Source organism: Helicobacter sp. CaF467b, from assembly GCF_022664765.1.
GTDB lineage: Bacteria > Campylobacterota > Campylobacteria > Campylobacterales > Helicobacteraceae > Helicobacter_D > Helicobacter_D colisuis.
The window spans coordinates 1-21,484 of the sequence record NZ_JALAIY010000006.1 but is presented as its reverse complement, the minus strand read 5'-3'; the positions used below and the strand labels follow the sequence as shown (position 1 = coordinate 21,484).

General features: G+C 31.0%; 30 protein-coding genes. 5 read left to right on the top strand and 25 right to left on the bottom strand.

Annotated elements, in window-relative coordinates:
* Positions 1–7: 7 nt before the first annotated feature.
* Positions 8–253: a hypothetical protein gene (locus tag MKD52_RS08465; RefSeq protein WP_242100012.1), complete on the bottom strand. Its 246-nt coding sequence runs from the start codon at positions 251–253 to the stop codon at positions 8–10.
* A 111-nt stretch (positions 254–364) separates the two neighbouring features.
* Positions 365–1,150 carry a hypothetical protein gene (locus MKD52_RS08460; protein WP_242100011.1) on the bottom strand — a complete coding sequence of 262 codons (786 nt, stop codon included), beginning with the start codon at positions 1,148–1,150 and terminating at the stop codon, positions 365–367.
* A gap of 221 nt (positions 1,151–1,371) precedes the next feature.
* On the opposite strand from MKD52_RS08460, the gene MKD52_RS08455 reads away from it, so the two are divergent.
* Together MKD52_RS08455 and MKD52_RS08450 are read left to right on the top strand one after the other, a co-directional pair.
* Positions 1,372–2,226: a hypothetical protein gene (locus tag MKD52_RS08455; RefSeq protein ID WP_242100010.1), complete on the top strand. Its 855-nt coding sequence runs from the start codon at positions 1,372–1,374 to the stop codon at positions 2,224–2,226.
* An 18-nt stretch (positions 2,227–2,244) separates the two neighbouring features.
* Positions 2,245–3,369: a hypothetical protein gene (locus MKD52_RS08450; protein WP_242100009.1), complete on the top strand. Its 1,125-nt coding sequence runs from the start codon at positions 2,245–2,247 to the stop codon at positions 3,367–3,369.
* A gap of 8 nt (positions 3,370–3,377) precedes the next feature.
* Here MKD52_RS08450 and MKD52_RS08445 read toward each other — a convergent pair whose 3' ends face one another.
* From MKD52_RS08445 to MKD52_RS08365, 17 genes are all read right to left on the bottom strand, one after another.
* The gene (locus MKD52_RS08445; RefSeq protein WP_242100008.1) at positions 3,378–5,192 is read right to left on the bottom strand and encodes a TraM recognition domain-containing protein; all 1,815 of its coding nucleotides are present in this window, start codon (positions 5,190–5,192) and stop codon (positions 3,378–3,380) included.
* A gap of 32 nt (positions 5,193–5,224) precedes the next feature.
* Positions 5,225–5,527, bottom strand: coding sequence for a hypothetical protein (locus MKD52_RS08440; RefSeq protein WP_242100007.1), 303 nt, complete (start codon positions 5,525–5,527; stop codon positions 5,225–5,227).
* Between the two features lie 28 nt (positions 5,528–5,555).
* On the bottom strand, positions 5,556–5,897 hold the full coding sequence (locus tag MKD52_RS08435) for a hypothetical protein (RefSeq protein ID WP_242100006.1): 342 nt from the start codon (positions 5,895–5,897) through the stop codon (positions 5,556–5,558).
* A complete protein-coding gene (locus tag MKD52_RS08430; protein ID WP_242100005.1) occupies positions 5,894–6,808 on the bottom strand; it encodes a Fic family protein in 915 nt (304 codons plus the stop codon). Before MKD52_RS08430 ends, MKD52_RS08435 begins: the two co-directional genes overlap by 4 nt.
* A gap of 54 nt (positions 6,809–6,862) precedes the next feature.
* Positions 6,863–7,735, bottom strand: a complete 873-nt coding sequence (locus tag MKD52_RS08425) for a hypothetical protein (protein ID WP_242100004.1) — start codon at positions 7,733–7,735, stop codon at positions 6,863–6,865.
* Positions 7,732–8,358, bottom strand: coding sequence for a hypothetical protein (locus MKD52_RS08420; protein ID WP_242100003.1), 627 nt, complete (start codon positions 8,356–8,358; stop codon positions 7,732–7,734). Before MKD52_RS08420 ends, MKD52_RS08425 begins: the two co-directional genes overlap by 4 nt.
* Complete coding sequence (locus tag MKD52_RS08415) at positions 8,348–8,596, bottom strand: hypothetical protein (RefSeq protein WP_242100002.1); 249 nt, start codon at positions 8,594–8,596, stop codon at positions 8,348–8,350. Before MKD52_RS08415 ends, MKD52_RS08420 begins: the two co-directional genes overlap by 11 nt.
* Positions 8,593–8,850: a hypothetical protein gene (locus MKD52_RS08410; protein WP_242100001.1), complete on the bottom strand. Its 258-nt coding sequence runs from the start codon at positions 8,848–8,850 to the stop codon at positions 8,593–8,595. The genes MKD52_RS08415 and MKD52_RS08410 overlap by 4 nt, the downstream gene beginning before the upstream one ends.
* A 30-nt stretch (positions 8,851–8,880) precedes the next feature.
* Complete coding sequence (locus MKD52_RS08405) at positions 8,881–10,032, bottom strand: hypothetical protein (protein WP_242100000.1); 1,152 nt, start codon at positions 10,030–10,032, stop codon at positions 8,881–8,883.
* A 19-nt stretch (positions 10,033–10,051) separates the two neighbouring features.
* Positions 10,052–10,681, bottom strand: coding sequence for a hypothetical protein (locus MKD52_RS08400; protein ID WP_242099999.1), 630 nt, complete (start codon positions 10,679–10,681; stop codon positions 10,052–10,054).
* Between the two features lie 150 nt (positions 10,682–10,831).
* Entirely contained in the window at positions 10,832–11,782 is a 951-nt protein-coding gene (locus MKD52_RS08395; RefSeq protein ID WP_242099998.1) for a hypothetical protein, read from the bottom strand.
* Positions 11,779–12,069 carry a hypothetical protein gene (locus MKD52_RS08390; protein ID WP_242099997.1) on the bottom strand — a complete coding sequence of 97 codons (291 nt, stop codon included), beginning with the start codon at positions 12,067–12,069 and terminating at the stop codon, positions 11,779–11,781. The genes MKD52_RS08395 and MKD52_RS08390 overlap by 4 nt, the downstream gene beginning before the upstream one ends.
* A gap of 1 nt (position 12,070) precedes the next feature.
* The gene (locus tag MKD52_RS08385) at positions 12,071–12,826 is read right to left on the bottom strand and encodes an MAGE domain-containing protein (RefSeq protein WP_242099996.1); all 756 of its coding nucleotides are present in this window, start codon (positions 12,824–12,826) and stop codon (positions 12,071–12,073) included.
* Positions 12,823–12,975 carry a hypothetical protein gene (locus MKD52_RS08380; RefSeq protein ID WP_242099995.1) on the bottom strand — a complete coding sequence of 51 codons (153 nt, stop codon included), beginning with the start codon at positions 12,973–12,975 and terminating at the stop codon, positions 12,823–12,825. The genes MKD52_RS08385 and MKD52_RS08380 overlap by 4 nt, the downstream gene beginning before the upstream one ends.
* Complete coding sequence (locus tag MKD52_RS08375) at positions 12,976–13,614, bottom strand: hypothetical protein (RefSeq protein WP_242099994.1); 639 nt, start codon at positions 13,612–13,614, stop codon at positions 12,976–12,978. It abuts the gene before it with no gap.
* A 13-nt stretch (positions 13,615–13,627) separates the two neighbouring features.
* The gene (locus tag MKD52_RS08370) at positions 13,628–14,599 is read right to left on the bottom strand and encodes a hypothetical protein (RefSeq protein ID WP_242099993.1); all 972 of its coding nucleotides are present in this window, start codon (positions 14,597–14,599) and stop codon (positions 13,628–13,630) included.
* Positions 14,596–15,834 (bottom strand): hypothetical protein, encoded by a 1,239-nt coding sequence (locus tag MKD52_RS08365; RefSeq protein ID WP_242099992.1) that lies wholly within the window; start codon positions 15,832–15,834, stop codon positions 14,596–14,598. Before MKD52_RS08365 ends, MKD52_RS08370 begins: the two co-directional genes overlap by 4 nt.
* A 349-nt stretch (positions 15,835–16,183) precedes the next feature.
* On the opposite strand from MKD52_RS08365, the gene MKD52_RS08360 reads away from it, so the two are divergent.
* Both MKD52_RS08360 and MKD52_RS08355 read left to right on the top strand, forming a co-directional pair.
* A complete protein-coding gene (locus MKD52_RS08360; RefSeq protein WP_242099991.1) occupies positions 16,184–16,840 on the top strand; it encodes an AAA family ATPase in 657 nt (218 codons plus the stop codon).
* Positions 16,840–17,097: a hypothetical protein gene (locus tag MKD52_RS08355; protein ID WP_242099990.1), complete on the top strand. Its 258-nt coding sequence runs from the start codon at positions 16,840–16,842 to the stop codon at positions 17,095–17,097. The genes MKD52_RS08360 and MKD52_RS08355 overlap by 1 nt, the downstream gene beginning before the upstream one ends.
* Here MKD52_RS08355 and MKD52_RS08350 read toward each other — a convergent pair.
* From MKD52_RS08350 to MKD52_RS08325, 6 genes are all read right to left on the bottom strand, one after another.
* Positions 17,081–17,341: a hypothetical protein gene (locus tag MKD52_RS08350; RefSeq protein WP_242099989.1), complete on the bottom strand. Its 261-nt coding sequence runs from the start codon at positions 17,339–17,341 to the stop codon at positions 17,081–17,083. The two genes, MKD52_RS08355 and MKD52_RS08350, sit on opposite strands and share 17 nt — an antisense overlap.
* A gap of 4 nt (positions 17,342–17,345) precedes the next feature.
* On the bottom strand, positions 17,346–17,699 hold the full coding sequence (locus MKD52_RS08345; protein ID WP_242099988.1) for a YopX family protein: 354 nt from the start codon (positions 17,697–17,699) through the stop codon (positions 17,346–17,348).
* Positions 17,689–18,327, bottom strand: coding sequence for a hypothetical protein (locus MKD52_RS08340; RefSeq protein ID WP_242099987.1), 639 nt, complete (start codon positions 18,325–18,327; stop codon positions 17,689–17,691). Before MKD52_RS08340 ends, MKD52_RS08345 begins: the two co-directional genes overlap by 11 nt.
* 90 nt (positions 18,328–18,417) lie before the next feature.
* The gene (locus tag MKD52_RS08335; RefSeq protein ID WP_242099986.1) at positions 18,418–18,585 is read right to left on the bottom strand and encodes a hypothetical protein; all 168 of its coding nucleotides are present in this window, start codon (positions 18,583–18,585) and stop codon (positions 18,418–18,420) included.
* Position 18,586: 1 nt separating this feature from the next.
* On the bottom strand, positions 18,587–18,985 hold the full coding sequence (locus tag MKD52_RS08330) for a hypothetical protein (protein ID WP_242099985.1): 399 nt from the start codon (positions 18,983–18,985) through the stop codon (positions 18,587–18,589).
* 13 nt (positions 18,986–18,998) lie between these two features.
* Positions 18,999–20,147 carry an AAA family ATPase gene (locus MKD52_RS08325; RefSeq protein WP_242099984.1) on the bottom strand — a complete coding sequence of 383 codons (1,149 nt, stop codon included), beginning with the start codon at positions 20,145–20,147 and terminating at the stop codon, positions 18,999–19,001.
* Between the two features lie 774 nt (positions 20,148–20,921).
* Between MKD52_RS08325 and MKD52_RS08320 the strand changes: the two genes are divergently transcribed.
* Positions 20,922–21,251, top strand: a complete 330-nt coding sequence (locus tag MKD52_RS08320; RefSeq protein WP_242099983.1) for a hypothetical protein — start codon at positions 20,922–20,924, stop codon at positions 21,249–21,251.
* Positions 21,252–21,484 lie beyond the last annotated feature (233 nt).

Genomic DNA, 21,484 nt, shown 5'->3' with positions numbered 1-21,484 from the left:
TTTTCCTTTAAAATAAACTCGGATATTTTTGTGTTAGACTTTGATTTGTGGGATTCCATAAATAAATTTCGCCATTGCCAAAGCAATTCACTTCATTGCGAGATTCTGTTTTTAAAAAAATTTCTATGATTTTATTTCCTGAAAGATTGCTATTTAAAAGGCTAATGGCTTTATTCATCATTTCTTCTTTGCTGTCTAAATAAGTTGTTTGGCACTCTAATGAATTTTTGGTGCTAAAAATTTCTAAAATCATCGCATTCCTCCCTAAGTATTCATAAGAGTGATATTGATTGATTGCATTCGTGGAGGATTATTATCAACAATACCACTCTTATAAATAGCAGGGATAAACCCTGCATAAAGGCTATTGTTGCCTATGCTTTGGTTTGTTCTGCTCTAGTGCATTCCCAACATAATCCATTTGGGCTTCTGCTTGTTGAGTTTGTGTGCTATTGACGCGGTTTTCTTGCTCGGCTTGTGCGCCATCAATCTTATTCATAAGATTTCCAATATGCTCTTGATGTTTTAGCGCGTCCTCTTGCGTTCCCTCTTTAATGACATTGCCCTCTTTGTCTTTCTTGTCATAATAAGAATAGTCGCCACTTTCCAAAATTTGATTTACTTTTTGGGCTTGAGAAGCATAGTAGTTTTGCCATTTTTCAAGCTGTTCTTTGGAAGCAAAAGCAATTTCTGGATTGTCTGCCATATGCTTTTTGAAAGATTTTTCCAAAATAGCTAATTTATTGTTTAAGTAATCCATTTTAGCTTGAATCAGCGCGTTGCCTAGATTGGTTGTAATGATGCCTGTTTCATAATCAACTTGTTCTCTAAAGTATTTGTCTTTGTTGATTTTGGTATCCACCATTAATGTGTTTCTTTCTTTTGTAATCCAATTTTGGAATCTTGTAGAAAGAATTGCATCTTCGGGGATTACTCTTTCAAGCATTTTATTGAAAGCTTTTTCAATGGCTTCAGCATAAGGGCTTTTTCCATTCTTTAGTTTATAGGAATTCCAAGCGATAACTTCTTGCTCACCAATTTCATTTTCTTTATAATGTTGTTCTAGTGATTCCGCTTTTTGTCTAGCTTCAACAAAGTCTTTGCCCATTTCTGTTTGCATAATTTCTGTTGTAGAAACACCTAATTTCATTTTTTCTCCTTTTAATTTTTTTACGAGAGGAAGTGTAGGAAAAAACAAAAATCTTTGTTTTAAAATTGGCTTAGAGTATTACATTTGAAACAAACTAAGCAAGTTTTAATGATTATTTTGTGAAAAATTAGCAATTCTTTTTGTGAAAATTGCGCAAAAATTATAATTTATGTTAAAATATTGTAGATATTTCACAAATTCCAACTTAAAAGGTTTTTAAAATGGATATTGAAGCGTTAAAAATGCAGAAAAATGAGCAAAATCAAGATGTAAGCATTAAGGATTTAAATTTAAAAGACCGAAATAGAAAAACTTTAATTGCTAAAGAGAAGCAATATATTAATCATTTAACAGGTGAAGTTTTAAGTAGCGAAAGTTATTCTATACAAGTAAAAACACAAGATGAGTTTGTGAAATTATTTGTTGAAAATATAGATTATTTAGGAAAAAAGTTAGATGGTTTTGAATTTAAAACATTATTTTTCATTCTAAAAAAAATAGATTACCAAAATGCTTTAGTCATTGATTCAACATTTAAAAAAAATCTTAGTATTTGTTTTGACAATAAATCTTCTTCCGTTATATCAAGAGCCATCAAAGGTTTAATTGAAAAGAAAATTCTTTTAAAAATTGATACTATGGAATTAAAACAAAAATTCCAATCTTTTGTTGGAGATTCTTATTATGTTAATCCAAATATTATTGGAAAGGGAAGCTTTAGGGATATTAAAAAATTGCGACAAACGATTGTTACAGATTTTGATTTTGAAAACAACAAAGTTACAAAAAGTTCCTCCATTGATACAACTTATAAAGATGGAGAAGATTTGCTTGACAATGCAGAAAAATATAAAGTTGATAATATAGAAATCATAGATGATACTAATGTAAATGAAAGAACTGCAAATATTATCGTTAGCGAGAAACAAGAGGAAACGCAAAATAGCAAAGAGAAAGAGTCAAAAAGCGATAATATAAATTATGAACTTGCTCAAATTGAATTTGAGGAAGCACAACTCAAGCTTAGAAAAGCCACATTGCTAAAAGAATACAACGAAAGCAATTCTAATTCTTGAATATGAGGGAATAATAGAATGTCTAACAATGTCGCAACATATTCAATCAATAAATCAAACATTTTTTGGCAAACCTACCTTAATTTAGAAAAAGAAATTCTTGAAGTCTCAAAATATATTTATTTTACAGATGTAAAGATTATACGCGGGAGAGAAGAGTCTTGCAATACTCAATTAGAGACATTTTCTCCTTTTATAGCAGATTTATTAGTGTGCTGTTGCATAGAGATAGAATCTATTGCAAAAGAATTGTATTTTAAAAATGATGGCGAAAAGCCTAGAGATAAAAAACCTTATTTTGATAGAGATTGTTTAAAACTTATTAATGATAAATGGAATACCGACAATAAAATTGTTATGGTAGTTTCTCCATTATTTTATTTTACAAAAGAAGAAAATAAAATTCTAAAACCATTGCAAAAAGCTTATGAAAAGGGAATTGATTGGGCAGAAGCCTATCAGGCGGTGAAACACGATAAATTTTATTCTTTACATAAAGGAAATATAAAAGCATTAATCGGGGCTTTAGCGGCACTCTATTTATTGAATATTTATTATAAAAATTACGCTCTAGAGATTGAATTTGAGAATATATCCAATATTGATTTTAATTTTGGCTCTTCAATCTTTTCAGTGAAACAACCCATTATTTCAAGAGAATTAATTCAAAACAACCAGCCTATTTTTAGCGAAAGTCCTTTTGTTGTAAAATACGAAGATGGACTTTATGCTAAATTAAAAAGCATTAAAGAAAATGGAGAGAAAGCGGTTGATGATTATATTGCAAAACAACCAGAGTTTAAAGAGGAGGCTTTTTTGCAACAACTAAAAAATGCAAAAGAGCTTATTTTGTGGGAATTAGAAAAATATAGACTAAATAAGCGAATACCAAATGATTTGCCTTTTGCAAAGCGAAAAGAGTTATTGATAAAAAGTAAAGAATGGAATATGCCCATACATCAAAACAATAAACATTTAAAAGTGGAGGAAATCACAGAAGAGAATATTCAAGAAGCAATAGATAACGCTGGAGTGAGTGCGGGTATTGAATTAAATGTTCGTCTACAACAAATAAACCAATTTTCAAATATGATTCAAAATCCAACATACAAGCTCTACATAGAGGAAGAACATAAATCATAATTTTACTTTTATCTCGCCTCCATTTTTTCTAATATCGCTTTAGCCTTGCTGAAAAACTCTCTTTTATTCACATATTGTGTCAAAGGGATTTTCTCATCACTCATTCCTTGATAAGTCGTCTTTTTCCCCATTGCTAAGAGTGAGGATTCTGCTTGAGCTATTGCGCGATGTAACTTACCATTTGCAAAAATTATCATTTCACCATTATTCATATTAACAACCTCGTTATGCTCTATGGCGTCTTTTTCCTCCACTTTATAAGTATCTTCTACTGCTCCTTGTCCTTTAACGAATTCTCTTCTTTTCACATAATCTCTACTCATTACTTTAATTTTTTCTACCATTTTTGCATAAAATTCTGTCGTCTCGGGGTGCATATTCTTCATTAAAATATGAACGCCTGTTACATCTATAATCTCTTTTCTTTCATAATCATTCTTTGCTACCACATCAATTTGTGCGGGAGATTGAAAGAAAGGAAAAATAGAGATTCCAAGACTTCTACTTTTAGATTCTAAGCGTCCAAATCCCTCAATGACATAACTTCCTAACTCATCTAAAAAGCAAGTAAAAGGAATCTTTGGTTCTTTTGCAAATTTTGCTTTTTGAGCCGCAACTCCTTTAATGAGTCCCAAGAGCAATCGTCCAAGTTCTTTTGGGGTAGTATCTGAATCCATTGTAGGAAGTGTAACGAAAATGATTTTATTTCTCTGCGTTGCCTCCCATAAACTTATATCAGGATTAGGGGCATTGAAGATTCTACCATAGTCAGAGCTTAAGTTGGTTAAAACATTTCTCCAAGCACCAACACAAACAGAGACATCATAGATTCCTTGTCCATCTCCACTTGTTTTTTTATACATTTCATCAACCCATTTTTTATCGTTTTTATTGCCATTTAAAAACTCTTGAATATCTACTTCAATGGTAGAGCTTACATATTTTACAAAGTCCATAATGCCTATATTGTCGTGAGCTAAATGCTTATAATCAATCGCTGTTCTAACAAGCGTGGTTAAGCTCATCATATTTGTAAGTGCGGAGAAATCAAAGATGAAGTCTTTTTCATTGTCTCTTTTATACACCATAAGCTTTAAAACACACTTCATAAACTCTTTTTGCTTTTCTTTCCATTCGTTTTCTTCTCCAATAAGCAAAGCAATTAGAATTTCATAAATACTCAAAGCTCCACCACTAAGTAAAGGATTAATTGTGTGCGTGTTATCCATATCTAAGAAATTCAAATACACAAAGTCGTCTTCTCTCCCTAAACTTGCTACAAGCCCATAGATTTCTTTTGCAAATTCATCTGTTCCTTTTCCATCTACAATCATCATACCGCCACCAAGCAATACATATTGTTCTATTAATCCTTTCATTAAAACCGATTTACCAGCACCAATGGTAGCCATACAAAGAAAGTGTCGCTTCATTGTTTCAGCGTTAATAAGAATGGGGCGTAATTTATTGTTGAGAGCTTTTCCACTTTTTACAGCATCTCCATAGAATTTTTTTACTTCAGTTCCTAAACATAAGAGATAGTCTTTACCTGTTTCGTTTGGAATTACAGCCTCTTTAGTGTCTTTTGGTTCATCATAGAGATAAAGTCCGATTCCGCAAGAAAAAGCTAAGATTGCAGAGACATAAAGATAAAGCGAAATATTAAAATTATTCACGATAAATGAAGCAAGAAGTGAAAGCGCGATTCCAATATACATAAGCACTAAAAGGAATTTTTTAGGAACTTCCTCTTGACTTAAGTATTCTACTAGCGTATATTGCTTGGGTTTAAAATGCTTGACATCTGTTTTTATTATTTCCATTTATTCCTCCTTTTGAATTTTTGTCTTTATATTTAATTATCTCTTTTTTTCTTTTTTGGTCGGCTTTCTCTCTCCACTTCTCTGTTAGCTATCCTTTCCTCCATTTCACAATAATAATCAAAATTTACATATTCCTCTAATTCTCTGAAATTATCAAAGATTGCTTCGTGGTGGTTTCCACAACTTCTAGCAATAAATTTATTACCTCTTATAAAAACATCATAATCATTTCCGCCACAAATTTTCAGTAAATCTGATTCATCTTCAGGAATACATCTTGGTTCTATATCCACCTTTCCGTCTTCATCTCTATATAATCTTTCTGTCCAACTCATAAATTACTTCCTTTTTTTAAATTCCATTCTACTCTTTCACAGCCTTAATTGTATTGATAACGCCTTGAATTTCATTTTGTTGCTTGAAATAGAAGTTTTGATTCTTTTCATTGATATTTTTGTTTTTCTCTAGGCTTAATAGAATCTCATTTTCTCTCAACGCACTTTCTTGTGTCTTAATAATCTCACTATCTAAAAATGCATTCAATGTCTCAATTTCTGTAAAAATTTCTTGCTCTTCCACATTATAAGATTGTTTTCCCTGTTCTGCCATTTGACTACCCAAATAAGAATCTGTGCAACCCCCACAAGCAAAACTAAAATAAGGAATGCTTAAAGTTAAAAGAATTGCGGTCAATAGTGTTTTCATTTGTTTTTCCTTGTTTTGAGTTTTTCTTTTTTAGATTCTGTCTCGGAATCTTGTATAAAATCCTTTGTGTTTTCTTGCATTGAATCTTTTATATTTTGCATTTGTTGAATGCTTTGTTGGTTGGATTCTAGGGTTTGTATTTTTTCATCTAAGTTTTGATTTGGAGAAAAAGTTTGAATACCGCAATTAATAGATTGCAAATGTTGTGTTTGTTCTATTAACCCCAAACTTCTCTTTTGGCAATATTCTAAAAATAAAACAAATTGTTCCAAGCCATTATCGTTTTGACAAGCATTGAGACATTCTAAATATTTACTTCTATTTTCATTTTCAATAAGTGGCGGAATGAGATTATTTTGAATACATTGAAAACTCATTAAAAGTCTGCCTGTGCGCCCATTACCATCGGCAAAGGGGTGGATTCTCTCATAAAGTGTGTGAAACTCGGCAATTTGTTTTAAGGTTAGCTGATTGCTTGGAAATCTATAAAACAAGTTTTCAATTTCTTGCGAAATTTTGTGTGGCGATGCAAGCTCTATCTCTGCGCCTACAATTCTTGCTTCATCTGTCCTATATGCTCCAATAGGTTTTCTTATCAGTTGCGGACTCACCCTTTGTGCGTTGGAAAAAATCAAATAATGCAAATCTTTTATAAAAGAGCTATCTAATGCTTTGCTTTTATCATTTGCTTCACGAATGATTAAATCATAAGCCTCTGCAAATCCTAAAATAATGAGTTGTTCATCAATAGGCTTGTTGTTAGCAGTTTTACCTGTTTCAAGTAATGTTTTTGTTTCACCATAACTTAAAGAGATTCCCTCTATGGCATTACTATGGTGCGTTATACTAATACGCAAAGTTTTAAACAACTCTTCTCTTTGCAATAAGCTTAAATCGCTTAGCCTTGTCATTAAATTTCCTTTTATTTTATTTTAGATTATAGCAAATTGTAACCAAAGCTCAAATTACTGCCCCTCATACCTTGTCCTATCGCTATCGTTTTCTTTAGCATATTTTTCATCAAAGCCTTCTTCTTTAGGATTAACATTTTGTTCCTCTTTTACAAAGTCTTTGATTCTATCTTTAAACTGAATAAACTTGTAATACAACACTGCACCCTTAAGCTTGACACAATTAAGATTCAGCAAGTCTAATGCTCCGAGCAACTCTTTTTCGTTTAAATTGGTGGCTAAAATATCCAAATTTGCTAAAGAGATATTAAATTTATAAGTGTATTTCTCCCACAAATCCATTAAGAAAAACTCTGCATAATTGCCATTTTCTACCAATGTTTTTTCATAATCTACTCTTGCTTCTAAATCTGAAATAAATCCTTGCACTTTTTTAAAAATCACACTAAAGACTTTAGAGTTTTCAAGCTCTTGAATGCTTTGGATTTTTGTAGGTTCTATTTCTTTAAAATTTAGGAAGAATTGGGGGACAATCACTCCATTTTTAATAAGCTTTTTGCTGTGTTTATTGACAAGTGCTTCTACTCTATTGTTTTTAACATCTTTTCTTACAGAGTAGTATTTGATAATATCCTTTGCTTTGACTTCATTAAAGTATCTCTGCTGATTTGCAATCACATCTAATGGCTTAGACTTTGTTTTTTCTTTGATTAAATAAATGCTCACCGCATACAATGGAATTAAAGCCAAGAAATAGAGATTCTTTTCGCTTTCAAAATCACTAATCCATAAAAACACATAAATCAATACTGCACTAAGTCCCACAATATAAGTTGCATTCTCTAATAACTCTTGCGCGTCAAAAAAGTTTTGAGAATTAAGATATAACACCACAGCAATGACTATAAAAAATATAAGAACTATCATAAGATTCCTTTGTATCCCTCAATAATTTTGCTTACTATATCGCCATCAGGAATAAACATTGCCAAACTTGCAATTTTAGCCCAAAGGTAAAAGATAAAAGCACCCACAACATTAGCAATAAGTAACCAAACAAACATTTGCATTACATTGCTGTGCATTACATCTTTTTTGGATTCTCTTAATCCATACGCACAAGCAACGATAAAAACAACCCAATACATTAGCAAAAACATCCAATCACAAGCACTTTGCACTAAATGGAGTTGCAAATATAATCCCTTATCCTCAAATCCTCCACTAGCTCCACTTAGAGAAAAGACTTTGTCTTCTCCCCTAGCCCAAAAGATTCCAAAGATTTTATTCTGCAAATAGTTGCTTTCATACACTGCATTGAGTGCATCTAAAATCTTAATTAACATCATAAAACCGATACAAGAAACAAAATGCACAGAGAAAGCCATTGCAAAGACAGAAAGAATAGAGCTAGAATGTGCGTTATGTCCTGAATTAGCCTTAAAAATTCCACGCAATAACACAAATAAAAAAGGCATTGTGGCAAACACTAAAGATGCTGTGCCAAATATAAAGGCTGAAGCGATGAGTTGAGAAGCACTATTCCCCATTGTTAGCTCCTATTTTATGTTCTAATAAAATTAATTGATTGCTTTGCTTTAAAAGAAAAAGAGTCTTTTGTTTCTGTGTTAGAGTATCTATTTTTGCGTTGTTATTCTTTTCTATGCTTGTGTTTTGCTTATCGCTTAAATCTTTTAATTCTAAAATCTTATCATTCATAGAATCTATCGGGTTAGCTAGGATAAAACTAGGAAGCAAAAACAAGAAAAAAGATTTGATTATAATCATTTTCTACCTCTTACTAACTTATAAAAACTACTCCACTTTTGAAAAAGAAAGATAGAGTAAGGATTGCTAAGTTTATTCTCTTTAAAGGCAAAGCGATAAAGCAAGAATGCTAAAACAGGATACACCATTAAAAATGTTTGTGTATCAAGAAAAAAATAACAAACAAGCAAAGTTACCAAATTTATTTTTGTAACAAGAAAATAAATAGGCTTTAATTTAAGCGTGTATTGTTTTTTAGAAATCACTTCGTCCATTCTCTATCCTTATTTACTATTAGAATCTTTTTAAGGAATACCAACTAAACCACCGCTTCCACCACTACTGCTTCCACTTCCTCCAGCACTTGCTACAATCTGCTCTATCTCTGCCTTTGCTTCTTCCTCATCAAATTCTTGAGCTAAAATTGCTTCTTTATCCGCTAAAAGCTTTGCAAGAGTGTATTTTCTCTCCCACTTTTCTGTGATTTGATTTGTGATTGCGCTTTCATAGGCTTGTTGCTTTCTAATCTCTGCAATGGCTTCAGGCTGTAAATCTATTCTTAGGCTTTTGACATACTCTTGTGTAGGAATTGGAATCTTTTTATAATTGGAATTTGCTAAAGTGTAAGCAATTTCTGCATTTTTTGCTAAGTCAAATTCTTTTTTAACGCCCTCTACCACTTCTTTAGCAGATTTAGCCTTGTCCTCATTATTTTGCATTTTTGATTTAGCCAAAGAGGACACGCTATTTAAATTGGTGCTTTTTAAAAAATTTTTATAAGAGTTTGCATTTTCAATGACACCTCGTCTATAATCCTCCATTGTTGCAGGTGCTTTTAAATCCTCTACCTTTATGTCTTTAATATTCTTTTTGCTGATTTTAGAATAATCCATAAAGACAGAGATAGCTTTTGTGTTGCCATTTTTTAAATAGTTTGAAATTACAGAATCATCTTTTAAGATATTGTTTAAATCCCAGCTTTTATAATGCTCTTTTAGGGTTTTGCCATTGGATAATTTATTGTTAAAATCTAAGTTTTCGGCGTTGATTGCGGAGTTTTCTATCGTATCATTAATTGTTCCACTGATAATGTCTTCAAACTCTCTTGCTTTGTTGTTACAAAGGCTTTTTGCCCCACTAATTGGATAAACATTCTTATTCCCTTTTCCGCCTATAAGGGAGCAAACATTAACATTTAAATTATCTAATTCCCCAGCAATTTGGCAAACATCTAAGTTATTCAGGTTTAAATCTTTGTCTATGTTATAACAAGTTTGCCCTAAACTTAGAGAATCACTAAAAAGATTGTTAAATTTTTTATCTAAAGCTTTTGTTGCACTTCCTAGTGCCTTATCTACCACACTATCTAAATCAATCGCATTGGCATTCACACCAAAAAGAGAAGTTGCCAACAATGCACTAATTAAAAGATTCTTTTTCGCTCTGATTGTTTTCATCTATTTTCCTTTTTAAGAGTTATTTACAGATTTCAAACTGCCTACAAAAATCTTGTCTTTCGGTTTTTGTAAAGAAAAGCACATTATAAAAATCTCCTTCATCACTAAACACGACATTGGCTCTTTTTAGAATATCTAAATTCTTTGCATTCTTTTTAATCTGCAAGGTTTGCTTGTTTGCCTGTTCTTTTACGCTTTGGGTTAGATGATTGATATTAGAATCACGACTATTTAAAAGAACAGCATTTTGTTCTTCTACACTTAAACTTAGGCTTGTCTGTGGCGTTTCTTTTAAAGTTGGGATTGTTGCAAACTTAGTAAAAAGAGATTCTACATTGAGTTCTTTTTTGATTTCACTTGGCAACACTCTTAATTTTAAAACACCATCGCTTCCTACTTCTTGCCATACTTGTGGATAAGTTAGGTTTTGATTTTTGATTAAATATTTACCGATTTCATAACTTTTTAGAGAATCGGAGTATTTACTAAGCATTGCTTTTGCTTCTTTAAATGCTTCTTGCACCCCTCTTTCATATCCACTTGCATATCCATTTTCATAGCCTCTTTGATAGAAAAAATCCTCTGTGGAAGTCGCAAAAGCTAGAGAGCTTAAAAAAATAAGTGTTGTGCCAATTTTTAAAAATTTCATTTTATCTCCTTTTGTGTTTTTTTAGTTTTCTACGCTCTTTTTTATTTTCTTGCCATTGGAGAATTAATGGGAGAACTCCAATTACAAAGAATGCTGAAAAAAGAACAAAAAGATGTATAAAAGATTCTGCTGTGGTTAAATCTCCATTCATCATTTAACATACACCCCCTCTTTTTCCACTTGTAAATCAATCCAAATCTTTGATTGTGGGACAATTTGGTAAAGGTAAGGTAAGTCTTTTTTGAACACTTCTGCGGTGCTTTTTACAATATCAGCAACAATATTAACTCCAGCGGTTGCAAAATAATCCATTGGGTCAGGCTTCTCTGTATTTGTCGTTTGGATAGGTTGCATATAGGCATTTCCTGCGCCATCTGTTGTGGTTGCGTATTGCACTTCTTGTTTTTTCTTGCTCTCTTGCATTGCCTTTAAGTATTCATTCGTAGCACTTTTTATCTCATCGCTTGAATAACTTAGAGAATTCCAGCCAATTTCCTCTATTTTTCTATCATTCACATAGGTGGCTAGGTTATAACTCGTTTTTTCCTCATTCAAGACAACCGCAGATTGAACTTTGAATCGCACTTTGTTTTTTTCTATGTATTTGGGGTCAGCCATTAAAGAGAGTTTTTCATTAACATTGACAAGATTTGCAAAAAGAGTAATAAAGCCAACATTCGTGTTGCACTCTACTCTCATACTAGCAGGTTGCACTCCTGCATTAATCTCTTTATCTATAAAACAGAATCCTTTAACATTAACAGATTCTACTGCTTTGTCTTTGTCGTTTTCTTTTGGAATCTCTGCGTCTTTAACATTGCGCACTAAAAGATTCTCACTTGTTTTTCCTAAAAACTCATTGCCTCTTAGATTTTCTTTTTGAAGCGCGTAATGCCAATTTAGGATTGTTTCACTATAAAATGCCTTATCCTTTTCCCTATTAATATCTATGGGATTTAATTCCTGCTCCTTAACAACATTTCTACCCTCACTTGCCGATTCTATAATGTTTTTAGAAATATTGGCATTTTCATTAGCAAAGGAATTAAGAGTCATTAGAGACAAAAAAGAGATGATAAGAATTTGATTTTTACTTCTCATTGAAAATGTCCTCGCTCTAATCCAATTTGATAAATATCTTTGTTTGGAATCTTGCTTCTTACACCATTGGCTTCCTCATAAACAAAATCTTGTAAGAAAAAGTCTTCTAAAGCACTCTCAAAGGAATCTTTTTCCTTTTTATTAATGCTTAGAGTGCGTTCTGAATTTACAATTGGTAGATGGTATTGTTTAGAATCAGGAAGTTTGTTTGTCTGCACTTTAGAACTGCACCCAGCCACTACAAAAGCGGATAAAAGACAAGCAAACAAGAGAATATTTTTACTCATTTTACTCCCCTTTAATAAACACATCTTCAATGCTAAAATATAAATTCTTATCCTTTACCTTTACAAAATTTTCACCTTGCGGAGTTTTAATCATTTCACCAAAAGGATAAATTTTGCTTGGAATCAAACCATTTTCAAAGATATTTTTAGAATCTAACTCTCCACGCAAATAATAACTCATTGCCCTAGAGTTTTTAAATTCTATGCTTTTTGTGGCTAAATTTTTAGGCGTTTGGGAGATAGCTTTTCTTGTGATTTTAGGTTTTGTTTCAATGATTTTAGTCTCAATTAAAATCCCCTCATCTCTTGCCTTATTTAACAACGCTTGAAAAAAATCTGTGAATAAATAAGGATAAGTGATAATTTTATCTGTGTTTTTTAAAACTTTGGTTTTAATTTTGAAACGCTCTAAAAGCTGTTTTTCCAATTCTTTAGCGTCTGCTTCTCTCTCAAACTCCCCAAAGGATAAAAAATTCTTAGTCAATTGCGTTTTGAAACCCTCTCTACTAGCAATATTTTGTAAAAAAAGCACTTCATTGAGTGGAGTTTTACTAATATCAAAGACTAAAATATAGGGCTTAAGAATCGGAATTTCTTTAGGTTGAAATCCATCGTTTTTCGCTTGAAATTCTAAAGCTTTAAGCCCTGCCTCAAAACCATCTTTAAAACTTTTAGAATTGGGCTCATAAAAACTATTGGCAAAGGCTAAATTACAGCTAAATAAAGCGCAAAGTGCTAAAAATTTGATACTTTTCATTTGTGATTCCTTTTGATTGTTGTTGATGTTAAGCCCTCTTTTTCACATAGGGATTCTATTTCATTGATTTGCTCGTTGATTCTTTTAACCATTGCATTGAGCTTTGCCACTTCCGCTCTTAAATTAACGATTAATTCTGTGATGCTCATTTACTCTCCTAAAAAGCGTAAATTATAAGCATAATCAGTATCTTCAAAGCGAATAAAATTGTTTGTTATGCTTTCAATTAAAAAGAAATCTAAAAATTTATCTCCAGCCCGATAAGTTTTTAAATCATATTTAAAGGAATTTGTTTCAAGCTCTATTTCATTTTGAATTTCTTTTAAAAAGGCTATCATATCCTTTGGCTTTTGCGTTTTAGCAATTTTTCTTATTGCTTCCTCTTGAGAGACATTAGCATTAGCATTTGGCAATTCCTTTAATTTGGATTCCACTTCTAATTCTTGATTGTCTTTTGCAAAAGAGGCTAAAGAATCTTTAGAATTATCCACTAAATTAGAATCTTGGTTTTGCGTTTTCAAAGGGTCTGCTGTTTCCTGCTCTTGCTCTTGTGATTCTTTGTTTAACTTGAAAGGATTATCAAGTTTTGGGGGGATATATTCCTCTTGTTCTTTCTCTTGTGTTTTTTCAAAAGATTGTGATAAATCCACATTTTCTTCGCCATTGAGTAGCCATAAAAGCAAAGGAACTAAAACTATAATCCCTAAAACTAGGAATAAAATGTTTTTTGTTTTGCCATTAACATTGTTTTTAAAAGCCTCTGTAATATTTTTTAATTTTTCGCCCATTCCGCGCCTCCTTTTAACTCATTCTCTTTTTTGGGGGTTTTACTTCCTCATCATCAAACAAAGAAGTCTTAGAAGTCTTTATTGTATGCTGTGAATTGGAATCTTGAGTTTTAAATATTTCATCAACATTAATTCCTAATCCCTCAAGATGTTCTCTATACATATCATCAAGTTTCAAATTTTGGGGATTTAATTTTTGATTTTTTTCAGAAAACTGATTTTCGCCTCCATAGTTAGATATTTTATACACAAATCCATCTGCTCCCATACGATAAACATCATCACCAACCATAAGTATTTGTTTGGCTTCATCAAATCTTATGTTGCTTTGGGGTAAATCCTTTTGAGATTCAGACACATTTTTCATTGTGTCATCGCTTTGCGACTCTAAAATTTGTAATTCTTCATTCTCATTGCTAAGCAATGTATTTGAGGATTCTTTTTCCTCTTCGTTCTGTTTTAAATGAATGAAATATTCTTGCAAAGATTCTTTTGTTTCTTCTAGCGTGTCTATTTCGTCATCATTTAAATTTTCCGCATTTAATAAAAGTTCGCTTGTCTTTTCTAGCAATTTTCCTAAAGTTTGTGAATCTTGCTCTTCTTTGTTTGCAAAAGTTTCAATTTCTGCAAGTAAATAAAAATACTTGGCTCTGTCGCTTAAAGAATCTTCTCTATTATCATCTTTACTTAAAGCTTCGTTGGGTTTGGATTCTTGTTCTATTTCCAAGTTTTGTGTGTTTTTTATTTTTTCCTCTAAAACATTTAGTCTTTCTAAAAAAGCACCTATACGCCTATTGATTTGTGCTTTGTATTCATTCGGGGAAAGTTTAGAGCTAGGCTCAAATCCCTCTAAAGAATTAAGTAATAACCTAAAGCTATTAAAATCTTTAAAATCAAGCTTTGATGATTTAATAAACTCTATTTTCTCGTTAATGGTCGGAGAGATAGGAAGTTCATTTAAAATCATTTTAGCAACTTGTGTCATTTTTGCTTCCTTGCTTTGCTTTGGCTTTGTTGTGTTTCTTGAGTTAAGCCCATTGCCATTTCAAACGCCGCAACATCAGATTCTACTTCATTTTCTTTTTCTGCGCGTCTCTCTTGCGCTCTTTTAATGGCATATTGCTGTCTGATTTTTTTCTGTTTTTCATCGCTCTCTGCGCTTACTTTTTCCACTTCATCTAATGTTGCATTGAGCTTAGCATAAGAGCTTTGTGGTTGTTGCTTTTCACCCTGTTGCTCTTGTGGTTCTATTTTTTCTTGTTTTTCATCATTTTTTCCACTCAATTTTTCTGCTTCATCTAATTTTGCATTCATCTCGGCATAAGCATTCTGTGGTTTTTGTTCTTGTGGCTCTTGGGTTTGATTTTCTTGTGATTCTTGCGCTTGTGCTTCTTTAGCAACATTTTCTTGTGTGCTTTCGTTTTCTTTCGTGTCTTTTTTCTTTTGCTCTAGCTCTTCGCTTAAGTTTGCATTGTCTTGAAGCTCACTTTGCAATGTGTTTTGTAGATTTTCTTTGTTTTGTTGCAATTCTTTTAGCTCTTTTCTTAATGCTTCATTTTTAGCCCTAACTTGCTCTATTAAAGCTTCTAGCTCCTGATTACTTTTTGTGTTGAGATGAGAATAAAACGCTGATAGAAAGGCGGGGTTTTCTAAAGTATCTTTTTTGTGAAAAGGATACATTATGCTATTCTCATCTTTAATATAATGTATCATATCTTGTGGGCTAACTCGTGTGCCTTGATGTTCTTCTTTGGAATCTAAGAGTTGATTATTTTGCGTGTTTTCCGCAAAACTTTCATCATTTTGATTTAAATCGTTATTTTCTTGAGATTCTAATTCATCTTGCTGTGTTTTAAGCTCTGATAGTCTAGCATTAACTAGAAGCTCACTTTGCAATGTGTCGCCTAAGTCCTCTCCTTCTTGGAGTTCTTCATTATTGGCTTTTAAATGCTCTTGAAAATTTTTATAAAACTTTTCGTTTTCAATAAAACCCTCTTTTTCTAGCGTTTCAACCAGATATAAGAGAGATTCATTGTATTTTGAATCATCGTTAAGTTCTTTTTTAATTAAATCTTTAAAAGATTCTATGTCATTAATGTTTGTCTGTTCCTTATTGGATTCACAAAAACATTTAAGGTGATTGGCAAAATTTTTAAATTCCTCATTTTCTGTTACTTTGGAGAATTCATAGATATTGTTAATCTCCGTTACTACACTCATTTTTTATCCTTTTTACGCAATTTTAGTGTTTGAATTTTGGTTGAATTGTAGGAAAAACGAGAGAGAAAAAAATTAAAATTTGCTTAGAGTATTACATTTGAAACAAACTAAGATAATTTTAATATTGCACTTTAGTAACATTAATATATATTTTATTAAGTATTTATTTAATTGCTATAAAATATTTTTATAATATTTTTTAAAATGTAATTTAATATTTTTTAACAATTAAAAAATATTTTATTTAAAGTTTTAAAAAATTAAATAAATAGTTTTTAAATATTTAATAAAAAATTAAATAAATTTTTAATATAATTAAAAAATATTTTAATTAAATTGGGATTTAGATATGGTAATCGCTGTTGTAAATGAAAAAGGTGGAAGTGGCAAAAGCACTCTTGCCATTAATTTGTCTTCAAAATTCAAACAAGAGGGAAAAGATGTAATCTTGATTGATTCTGACCCACAAAGAAGCATAGAGCACTTTTTAAATTTCAGAGATGAAAATTTAGAATTGCCTTTTAATTCTCTCTCCAAATTAGGAGACACTCTAGCAAAAGAGATTAAAAATTTGCAAGAAAAATATGGTATGGTTGTGATTGACACAGGCGGCAGAGACTCTAAAGAGATGAGACAGGCTTTAATTATTGCCGATGTAGTTATAGTACCTATCGTTCCAAGCGCTTTGGATATATCTGTTTTTGAAAAAATGATAAACATCATTGAGGAAGCTAAAATCATTAACGAAAACTTGATTCCTTTAATTGTAATCTCTAGAGCATCTCCAAACCCATTTCTAGAGAAAAAAATTTCTCAACTGCAAGAATACTTGACGGAAAAGAATCTTAAAGATTTTATTTTGGCAAAAAGTATAATTTTTGAGAGAGAGGCATTTAAAAGTGCCATTTTTGAGGGTAAAACAATCACAGAAATGAGTGATTCTAAAGCAAAAAAGAATTTTTTAGATTTTTTTAAAGAATTAAATAATATTTTAAAGGAAAAATAATGAATCCATACAATAAAATTAAAACAAATAAGGCACAATCATTTATAAATGAAGCTACAGGAGAAACATCTTCTGTAGCTAAAGAACCAAAAAAGGTGGGACGCCCGAAAGGGAGTGTTTCTATGCATAAAAAAGAAAGTATTATTAATGTATATGTAACAAAAGAGGATAAAATTAAATTAAAAGAATTAGCACAAAAATACAGAATGCCTATTAGTCAATACCTGCTATTCAAAGCTTTTAGTGATGTCCAATAAAATTTAAACAATTTTCATCATCAATAAAACAAGTTGAATCGCATTCTTTTGTATATATCTTTATGTATATTCTATTTTTTTCTTTTTTTGTGATTAGCGTTTTGTCTTTTTTGATTTTTCTCCACAATGTCGTTCTGCTAATCCCCTTTAATTCGCAAAATTTTTCAATACTAAGCCACACATAATTTTCTGTTAATTCTTTAACTCTATCGTCTTTAATGATACCAATTTTTTCTTTTTTCATAGTCTTATTTATTGTGAATATTATTAACAATTTCAAAATTTGGTAAAATCTCATCAATTTCGCTATTAAAATTAGTGAAATTTTCTAAACTAAGCAAAAAAGAATATAATGGTTCTACTCCAATATAAAAAGTTCCCTTTTTGTATTTCACAATACGCTCTTGGTTTGTGATTCTGTTTAACAAAATATCTCCATCAAAAATTTTAATTTTGTTACAATCTTTAAATCCCATATAAAGCTCAATATCAATGACAGGTTTTTGATGAAAAAAATTATCAGATTTTATTTCTTCATATTTTAAATCTTTAATCAAAACGCCATTTTTTACTACTCTCAAATCAAAATCTCTAGATTCCACTGCTCTCTCCTATCAAAATTTTACTTTCATACATTTTATAAAGCTTTGTTAATTCATTTTCATCAATATTCAAGGCTTGAATCAAGAAGCCAAACTCTAACTTTTCTTGAAAATAAGCTTTAAATAATACAAACAAATAATCGTATCCATACGCATAAACATATTTCAAGACGCTATTTCCTTTGTTAATATGGTCTTGTAGATTTAGCCTAAAAGATTCATCATAATAAATTTTGAAAGTTAAATCTTCCAAGAAATCTTTAATGTAGATATTAAGTCTTGAATCATTCAAATCTTCTATTTGAAAGCTTTGATTGATTAAAACCGCAAATGTGCCATAAATAGCAAGATAATTTTCATATTCTTGTAAGCTATCAAAGTTAGGTGGCAATTTTTTAATATTAATGTGAATAAAATTTATATCCCGATCTGCAAAAACACTTAACAAATAAGGCTCATCGCTATGAAAAAAAGAATAATTAATATTCTTAATGATAAAGCTTTTTTTGTTCTTTAAATACTTAATAAGGCTTGTCCTTTTATCCAAAAAACAAAATTGCTTTAAAGGCTGGTTCGCCTTATTTGTCTTTAGCTTTTCATATAATGCAAAATACTCTTCTATTTTCATTCGTTCTCCTATCCCTCCATAAATAACTCTCTTTGAGTCTCATTTTTGCCCCCTAACAATTTAAAGTTTTGTGGATATTGCCAACTTTATCTAAGAGATTTTCTGGTGCTTCCACGCTATTTTAGCCTCTACTATTTCAACAATACAATCAGGGTTGTATCCGATTGATCTCACCATTTTCCCCTCCAGAATGTTCACTTTTTGTTTAAAAAAATCCACTGATTTTATTTTTATTTCTGCAATATTGTTTATTTTCATTCTATCTCCTCACTCTTTTTTGTTGTTTAGATGTGGATTCTGTATTGTTTTGTTCTTGTTCTCCCCAATAAATTTCATCAAGTTTATTTTTAATATAACGATGCGCATCTTGTAAGTTTTCACATTTATAACATCTCACACAATTCTTACAATTTCTACATATACGACAATTAATACAATCTGAACATTCCTCACAATACCAACAATCTTTACAATTTACACAATCTCTGCAAAGAAAACAATCCACAAGAGTTTTAGACGCTTTAATAGCTTCGTCTTTTGTGAATTTGTTTAAATTCCAAGAGTTATTGTTTTTATCAAAAAGCATATAAGTATCCATTTTCTTTTCAATCCTAACCCCTAGTTCCATTTCTTCTTGTGTTAATTCAAATTCATTCATCGCATTCTCCTTTCTATATCTCTATAAATAACTCTCTTTGAGCCACCATTTTGTTTAATCCATCTTGTGCCGATTTCGTAAGCGGAATAATCATTTCTACGCACTCTATAATATCCTCTCTTTTAAAGTTCTCTCCCTCTGCTTTTTTAACAAAGTCTAATCTTTTGCAAAAGTTTTCAATCTCTGCAGGTGTATAAGGAAAGCGATTAGCAATAGTATTTTCTTTTTGATATTTATTTTCAATCTCTGCAAAGATTTCATCTAAATTCATAATTTCTAATGCAAATTCCAATTTGTATTTCTTAATGTAAATCTCAAACATCTCTATTGCATATTCGTGTGTAGGTAGATTGATAAAGAATAGCTCGTCCCATCTCCCTCGTCTTAAGAACTCTGGGTTATTTGCTAGAATTGAACCCAAATCATTTGCAGTAGCAAAGAAAATAGCGTTAAATTTATATTCACAAGCGGGGGTGTTAATATCATTAAGAATGGTTAAAAGTCTTCCTAGCATTTGTTTTTCTTTTGCAGTAGCATTGCCTATCATCTTTTCTATCTCATCAATTAGAATCACAAACTTCTCTTGTGGATAATCTATGGCTCTTTGGTGTAGATATTCAAAAATAGTATTCAACTTAAGAATAGGCGAATCAGATTCCATAATTTGAGAAAGGTTTAATGCAATTAGCATTCTTTTTAGCTCCCCTGCAAAGCATTTAGGAAAGAAAGTCTTACCAGTGCCCGGAATCCCAACTAAAAAAACTCCTTTTGCTTTATAGCCTTGTTCCTCTGCTTTTAAAAGTTGAGCGGTATATTTTTTTAATGCTGTTGCTCCCCCTATATCTTGCAAAGTAAAAGGTGAATCAATTACTGATAATCCTAAGCGATTTTCTAAAGCTTTACTTTCTGTAACATTTGAAAAATACTCTTGCGTGGTTAAGATTCCATATTTATTGGGGAGAGTTTTAATTGTGAATAATTGATGAATCTCTTTGGGTGGATAGTAAGGAGCAATAAAAGCAAAGGAATCTTGTCCTATTTGTGCCTTTATCTCTTCCATACTCGGAAAAGGAGTCAAAGTCTGAATATTATACTCTTCACGAAGCAAAGAAAGATTTTGATAATAGGCACTATCTTCTGCGATGAACCAAAATACACCCATAATTTACTCCTATAATACTTACAATAAAACACAATCCTAACCGAAGTATTGAATCCACAAAGATTGAGCAATTACTAATATATTCTTTCTTTTCCGCTCCTTTTTGTTTTTCCTCTTGTCTGTGTTTAGCCACATAATAACAGTGCCGACTGCGCTTAAAATCTATATAGAAATAGTCACTTTGCATACACAATAATGCGGCAATTATCAACATTAGTAAGAATTGTTTTTGCAAACATAGCCTTTTTCAAAAAATTGCATAATTCTATTATTTAAAATTACACAAAAATAATAAATGAAAAACATTTTTAATGGGAATAAAAACCTTCATAATTACATTGCCCACATAAATTTCCTTATAAATCTCCCGCACATTAAACTTACTCCAGATTGCATTTCCAGCTTATTCATAGCCATACTTATTTATGTCAGACAATATTGTATTATCAAATTTAAAAGCCGTATGAAATAAGTTAGTATTCAGGAGTATATTTCAATAAGAAATAAAATTTGCCTATTTTTTAAATTCTGTTATTTTTGTGTAATTTTAAACAATAGAATTTTTCCATATTTTACTTAAAGGGCGAAAATGGAAAACAAAAACTCAAAAAGATTACAACAAATATGGGCTATAGTAAATAGTAAAACTTCTGCGTTCCCAAATACTATTTCACAAATTAAACAAGCATAAAATTAATCATCAAATAAATATTCCAATGTCTTTGACTCTAATAATGCTTTTTTGTTTTTCATATGCCACTGTAGGGGGAGATAATGAAAAAGCCTAAAGATAATTTTGCGCTACAAAATATGAAAATAAGAGATTTTGTGAAATTAAACTTCCATACTAGTATAATATTCTATGATAGCTTAGAAGTCAGATATAAACGCAAATATTTCATGCACGTCAAGAGGGCAAATAAGCCAATGCCACCAGATAAGTGGTTTATACAACAAGAATACAAAAGATATGAATATTCTTTTGAAGAAATAGCTTCTATTTTAAATTTAACGAAACAAGAGGTAATTAATGCATACATAAGTGCAATGAAGAAATTGAAATTGATGGTTAGTAATGCGACAGAAACAGAACAAATGAATTGAGCGTCCATTAAAGAACATCGACTAATTTTAATTTATTGGCTTAATCATGGCAAAATTTAATTAGTATCCCATTAGCCCTATAAACCTTTAATAAAAAAGGGCTACTCTAATCCCCTACCCACATCGGATTAAATATGTGGTCTTTGGGGGGGATTAAAGTAGCCCTTAAATTTCTAAAATTCTAGCATATTTTAATTAAATTTTTCTTAAAAGATTGTCGCACAATAGGCTTG

What these genes read in the sequence shown, in the direction of transcription:
- MKD52_RS08460 (WP_242100011.1), bottom strand. Translation starts at nt 1,150, where the DNA reads ATGAAATTAGGTGTTTCTACAACAGAAATTATGCAAACAGAAATGGGC.
- MKD52_RS08440 (WP_242100007.1), bottom strand. Translation starts at nt 5,527, where the DNA reads ATGAGTTGGACAGAAAGATTATATAGAGATGAAGACGGAAAGGTGGAT.
- MKD52_RS08465 (WP_242100012.1), bottom strand. Translation starts at nt 253, where the DNA reads ATGATTTTAGAAATTTTTAGCACCAAAAATTCATTAGAGTGCCAAACA.
- MKD52_RS08375 (WP_242099994.1), bottom strand. Translation starts at nt 13,614, where the DNA reads ATGGGCGAAAAATTAAAAAATATTACAGAGGCTTTTAAAAACAATGTT.
- MKD52_RS08430 (WP_242100005.1), bottom strand. Translation starts at nt 6,808, where the DNA reads ATGACAAGGCTAAGCGATTTAAGCTTATTGCAAAGAGAAGAGTTGTTT.
- MKD52_RS08415 (WP_242100002.1), bottom strand. Translation starts at nt 8,596, where the DNA reads ATGATTATAATCAAATCTTTTTTCTTGTTTTTGCTTCCTAGTTTTATC.
- MKD52_RS08455 (WP_242100010.1), top strand. Translation starts at nt 1,372, where the DNA reads ATGGATATTGAAGCGTTAAAAATGCAGAAAAATGAGCAAAATCAAGAT.
- MKD52_RS08425 (WP_242100004.1), bottom strand. Translation starts at nt 7,735, where the DNA reads ATGATAGTTCTTATATTTTTTATAGTCATTGCTGTGGTGTTATATCTT.
- MKD52_RS08340 (WP_242099987.1), bottom strand. Translation starts at nt 18,327, where the DNA reads ATGAAAATAGAAGAGTATTTTGCATTATATGAAAAGCTAAAGACAAAT.
- MKD52_RS08370 (WP_242099993.1), bottom strand. Translation starts at nt 14,599, where the DNA reads ATGACACAAGTTGCTAAAATGATTTTAAATGAACTTCCTATCTCTCCG.
- MKD52_RS08410 (WP_242100001.1), bottom strand. Translation starts at nt 8,850, where the DNA reads ATGGACGAAGTGATTTCTAAAAAACAATACACGCTTAAATTAAAGCCT.
- MKD52_RS08390 (WP_242099997.1), bottom strand. Translation starts at nt 12,069, where the DNA reads ATGAGTAAAAATATTCTCTTGTTTGCTTGTCTTTTATCCGCTTTTGTA.
- MKD52_RS08330 (WP_242099985.1), bottom strand. Translation starts at nt 18,985, where the DNA reads ATGAATGAATTTGAATTAACACAAGAAGAAATGGAACTAGGGGTTAGG.
- MKD52_RS08400 (WP_242099999.1), bottom strand. Translation starts at nt 10,681, where the DNA reads ATGAAATTTTTAAAAATTGGCACAACACTTATTTTTTTAAGCTCTCTA.
- MKD52_RS08385 (WP_242099996.1), bottom strand. Translation starts at nt 12,826, where the DNA reads ATGAAAAGTATCAAATTTTTAGCACTTTGCGCTTTATTTAGCTGTAAT.
- MKD52_RS08405 (WP_242100000.1), bottom strand. Translation starts at nt 10,032, where the DNA reads ATGAAAACAATCAGAGCGAAAAAGAATCTTTTAATTAGTGCATTGTTG.
- MKD52_RS08350 (WP_242099989.1), bottom strand. Translation starts at nt 17,341, where the DNA reads ATGAAAAAAGAAAAAATTGGTATCATTAAAGACGATAGAGTTAAAGAA.
- MKD52_RS08320 (WP_242099983.1), top strand. Translation starts at nt 20,922, where the DNA reads ATGAAAAAGCCTAAAGATAATTTTGCGCTACAAAATATGAAAATAAGA.
- MKD52_RS08355 (WP_242099990.1), top strand. Translation starts at nt 16,840, where the DNA reads ATGAATCCATACAATAAAATTAAAACAAATAAGGCACAATCATTTATA.
- MKD52_RS08360 (WP_242099991.1), top strand. Translation starts at nt 16,184, where the DNA reads ATGGTAATCGCTGTTGTAAATGAAAAAGGTGGAAGTGGCAAAAGCACT.
- MKD52_RS08395 (WP_242099998.1), bottom strand. Translation starts at nt 11,782, where the DNA reads ATGAGAAGTAAAAATCAAATTCTTATCATCTCTTTTTTGTCTCTAATG.
- MKD52_RS08420 (WP_242100003.1), bottom strand. Translation starts at nt 8,358, where the DNA reads ATGGGGAATAGTGCTTCTCAACTCATCGCTTCAGCCTTTATATTTGGC.
- MKD52_RS08335 (WP_242099986.1), bottom strand. Translation starts at nt 18,585, where the DNA reads ATGAAAATAAACAATATTGCAGAAATAAAAATAAAATCAGTGGATTTT.
- MKD52_RS08365 (WP_242099992.1), bottom strand. Translation starts at nt 15,834, where the DNA reads ATGAGTGTAGTAACGGAGATTAACAATATCTATGAATTCTCCAAAGTA.
- MKD52_RS08450 (WP_242100009.1), top strand. Translation starts at nt 2,245, where the DNA reads ATGTCTAACAATGTCGCAACATATTCAATCAATAAATCAAACATTTTT.
- MKD52_RS08445 (WP_242100008.1), bottom strand. Translation starts at nt 5,192, where the DNA reads ATGGAAATAATAAAAACAGATGTCAAGCATTTTAAACCCAAGCAATAT.
- MKD52_RS08380 (WP_242099995.1), bottom strand. Translation starts at nt 12,975, where the DNA reads ATGAGCATCACAGAATTAATCGTTAATTTAAGAGCGGAAGTGGCAAAG.
- MKD52_RS08325 (WP_242099984.1), bottom strand. Translation starts at nt 20,147, where the DNA reads ATGGGTGTATTTTGGTTCATCGCAGAAGATAGTGCCTATTATCAAAAT.
- MKD52_RS08435 (WP_242100006.1), bottom strand. Translation starts at nt 5,897, where the DNA reads ATGAAAACACTATTGACCGCAATTCTTTTAACTTTAAGCATTCCTTAT.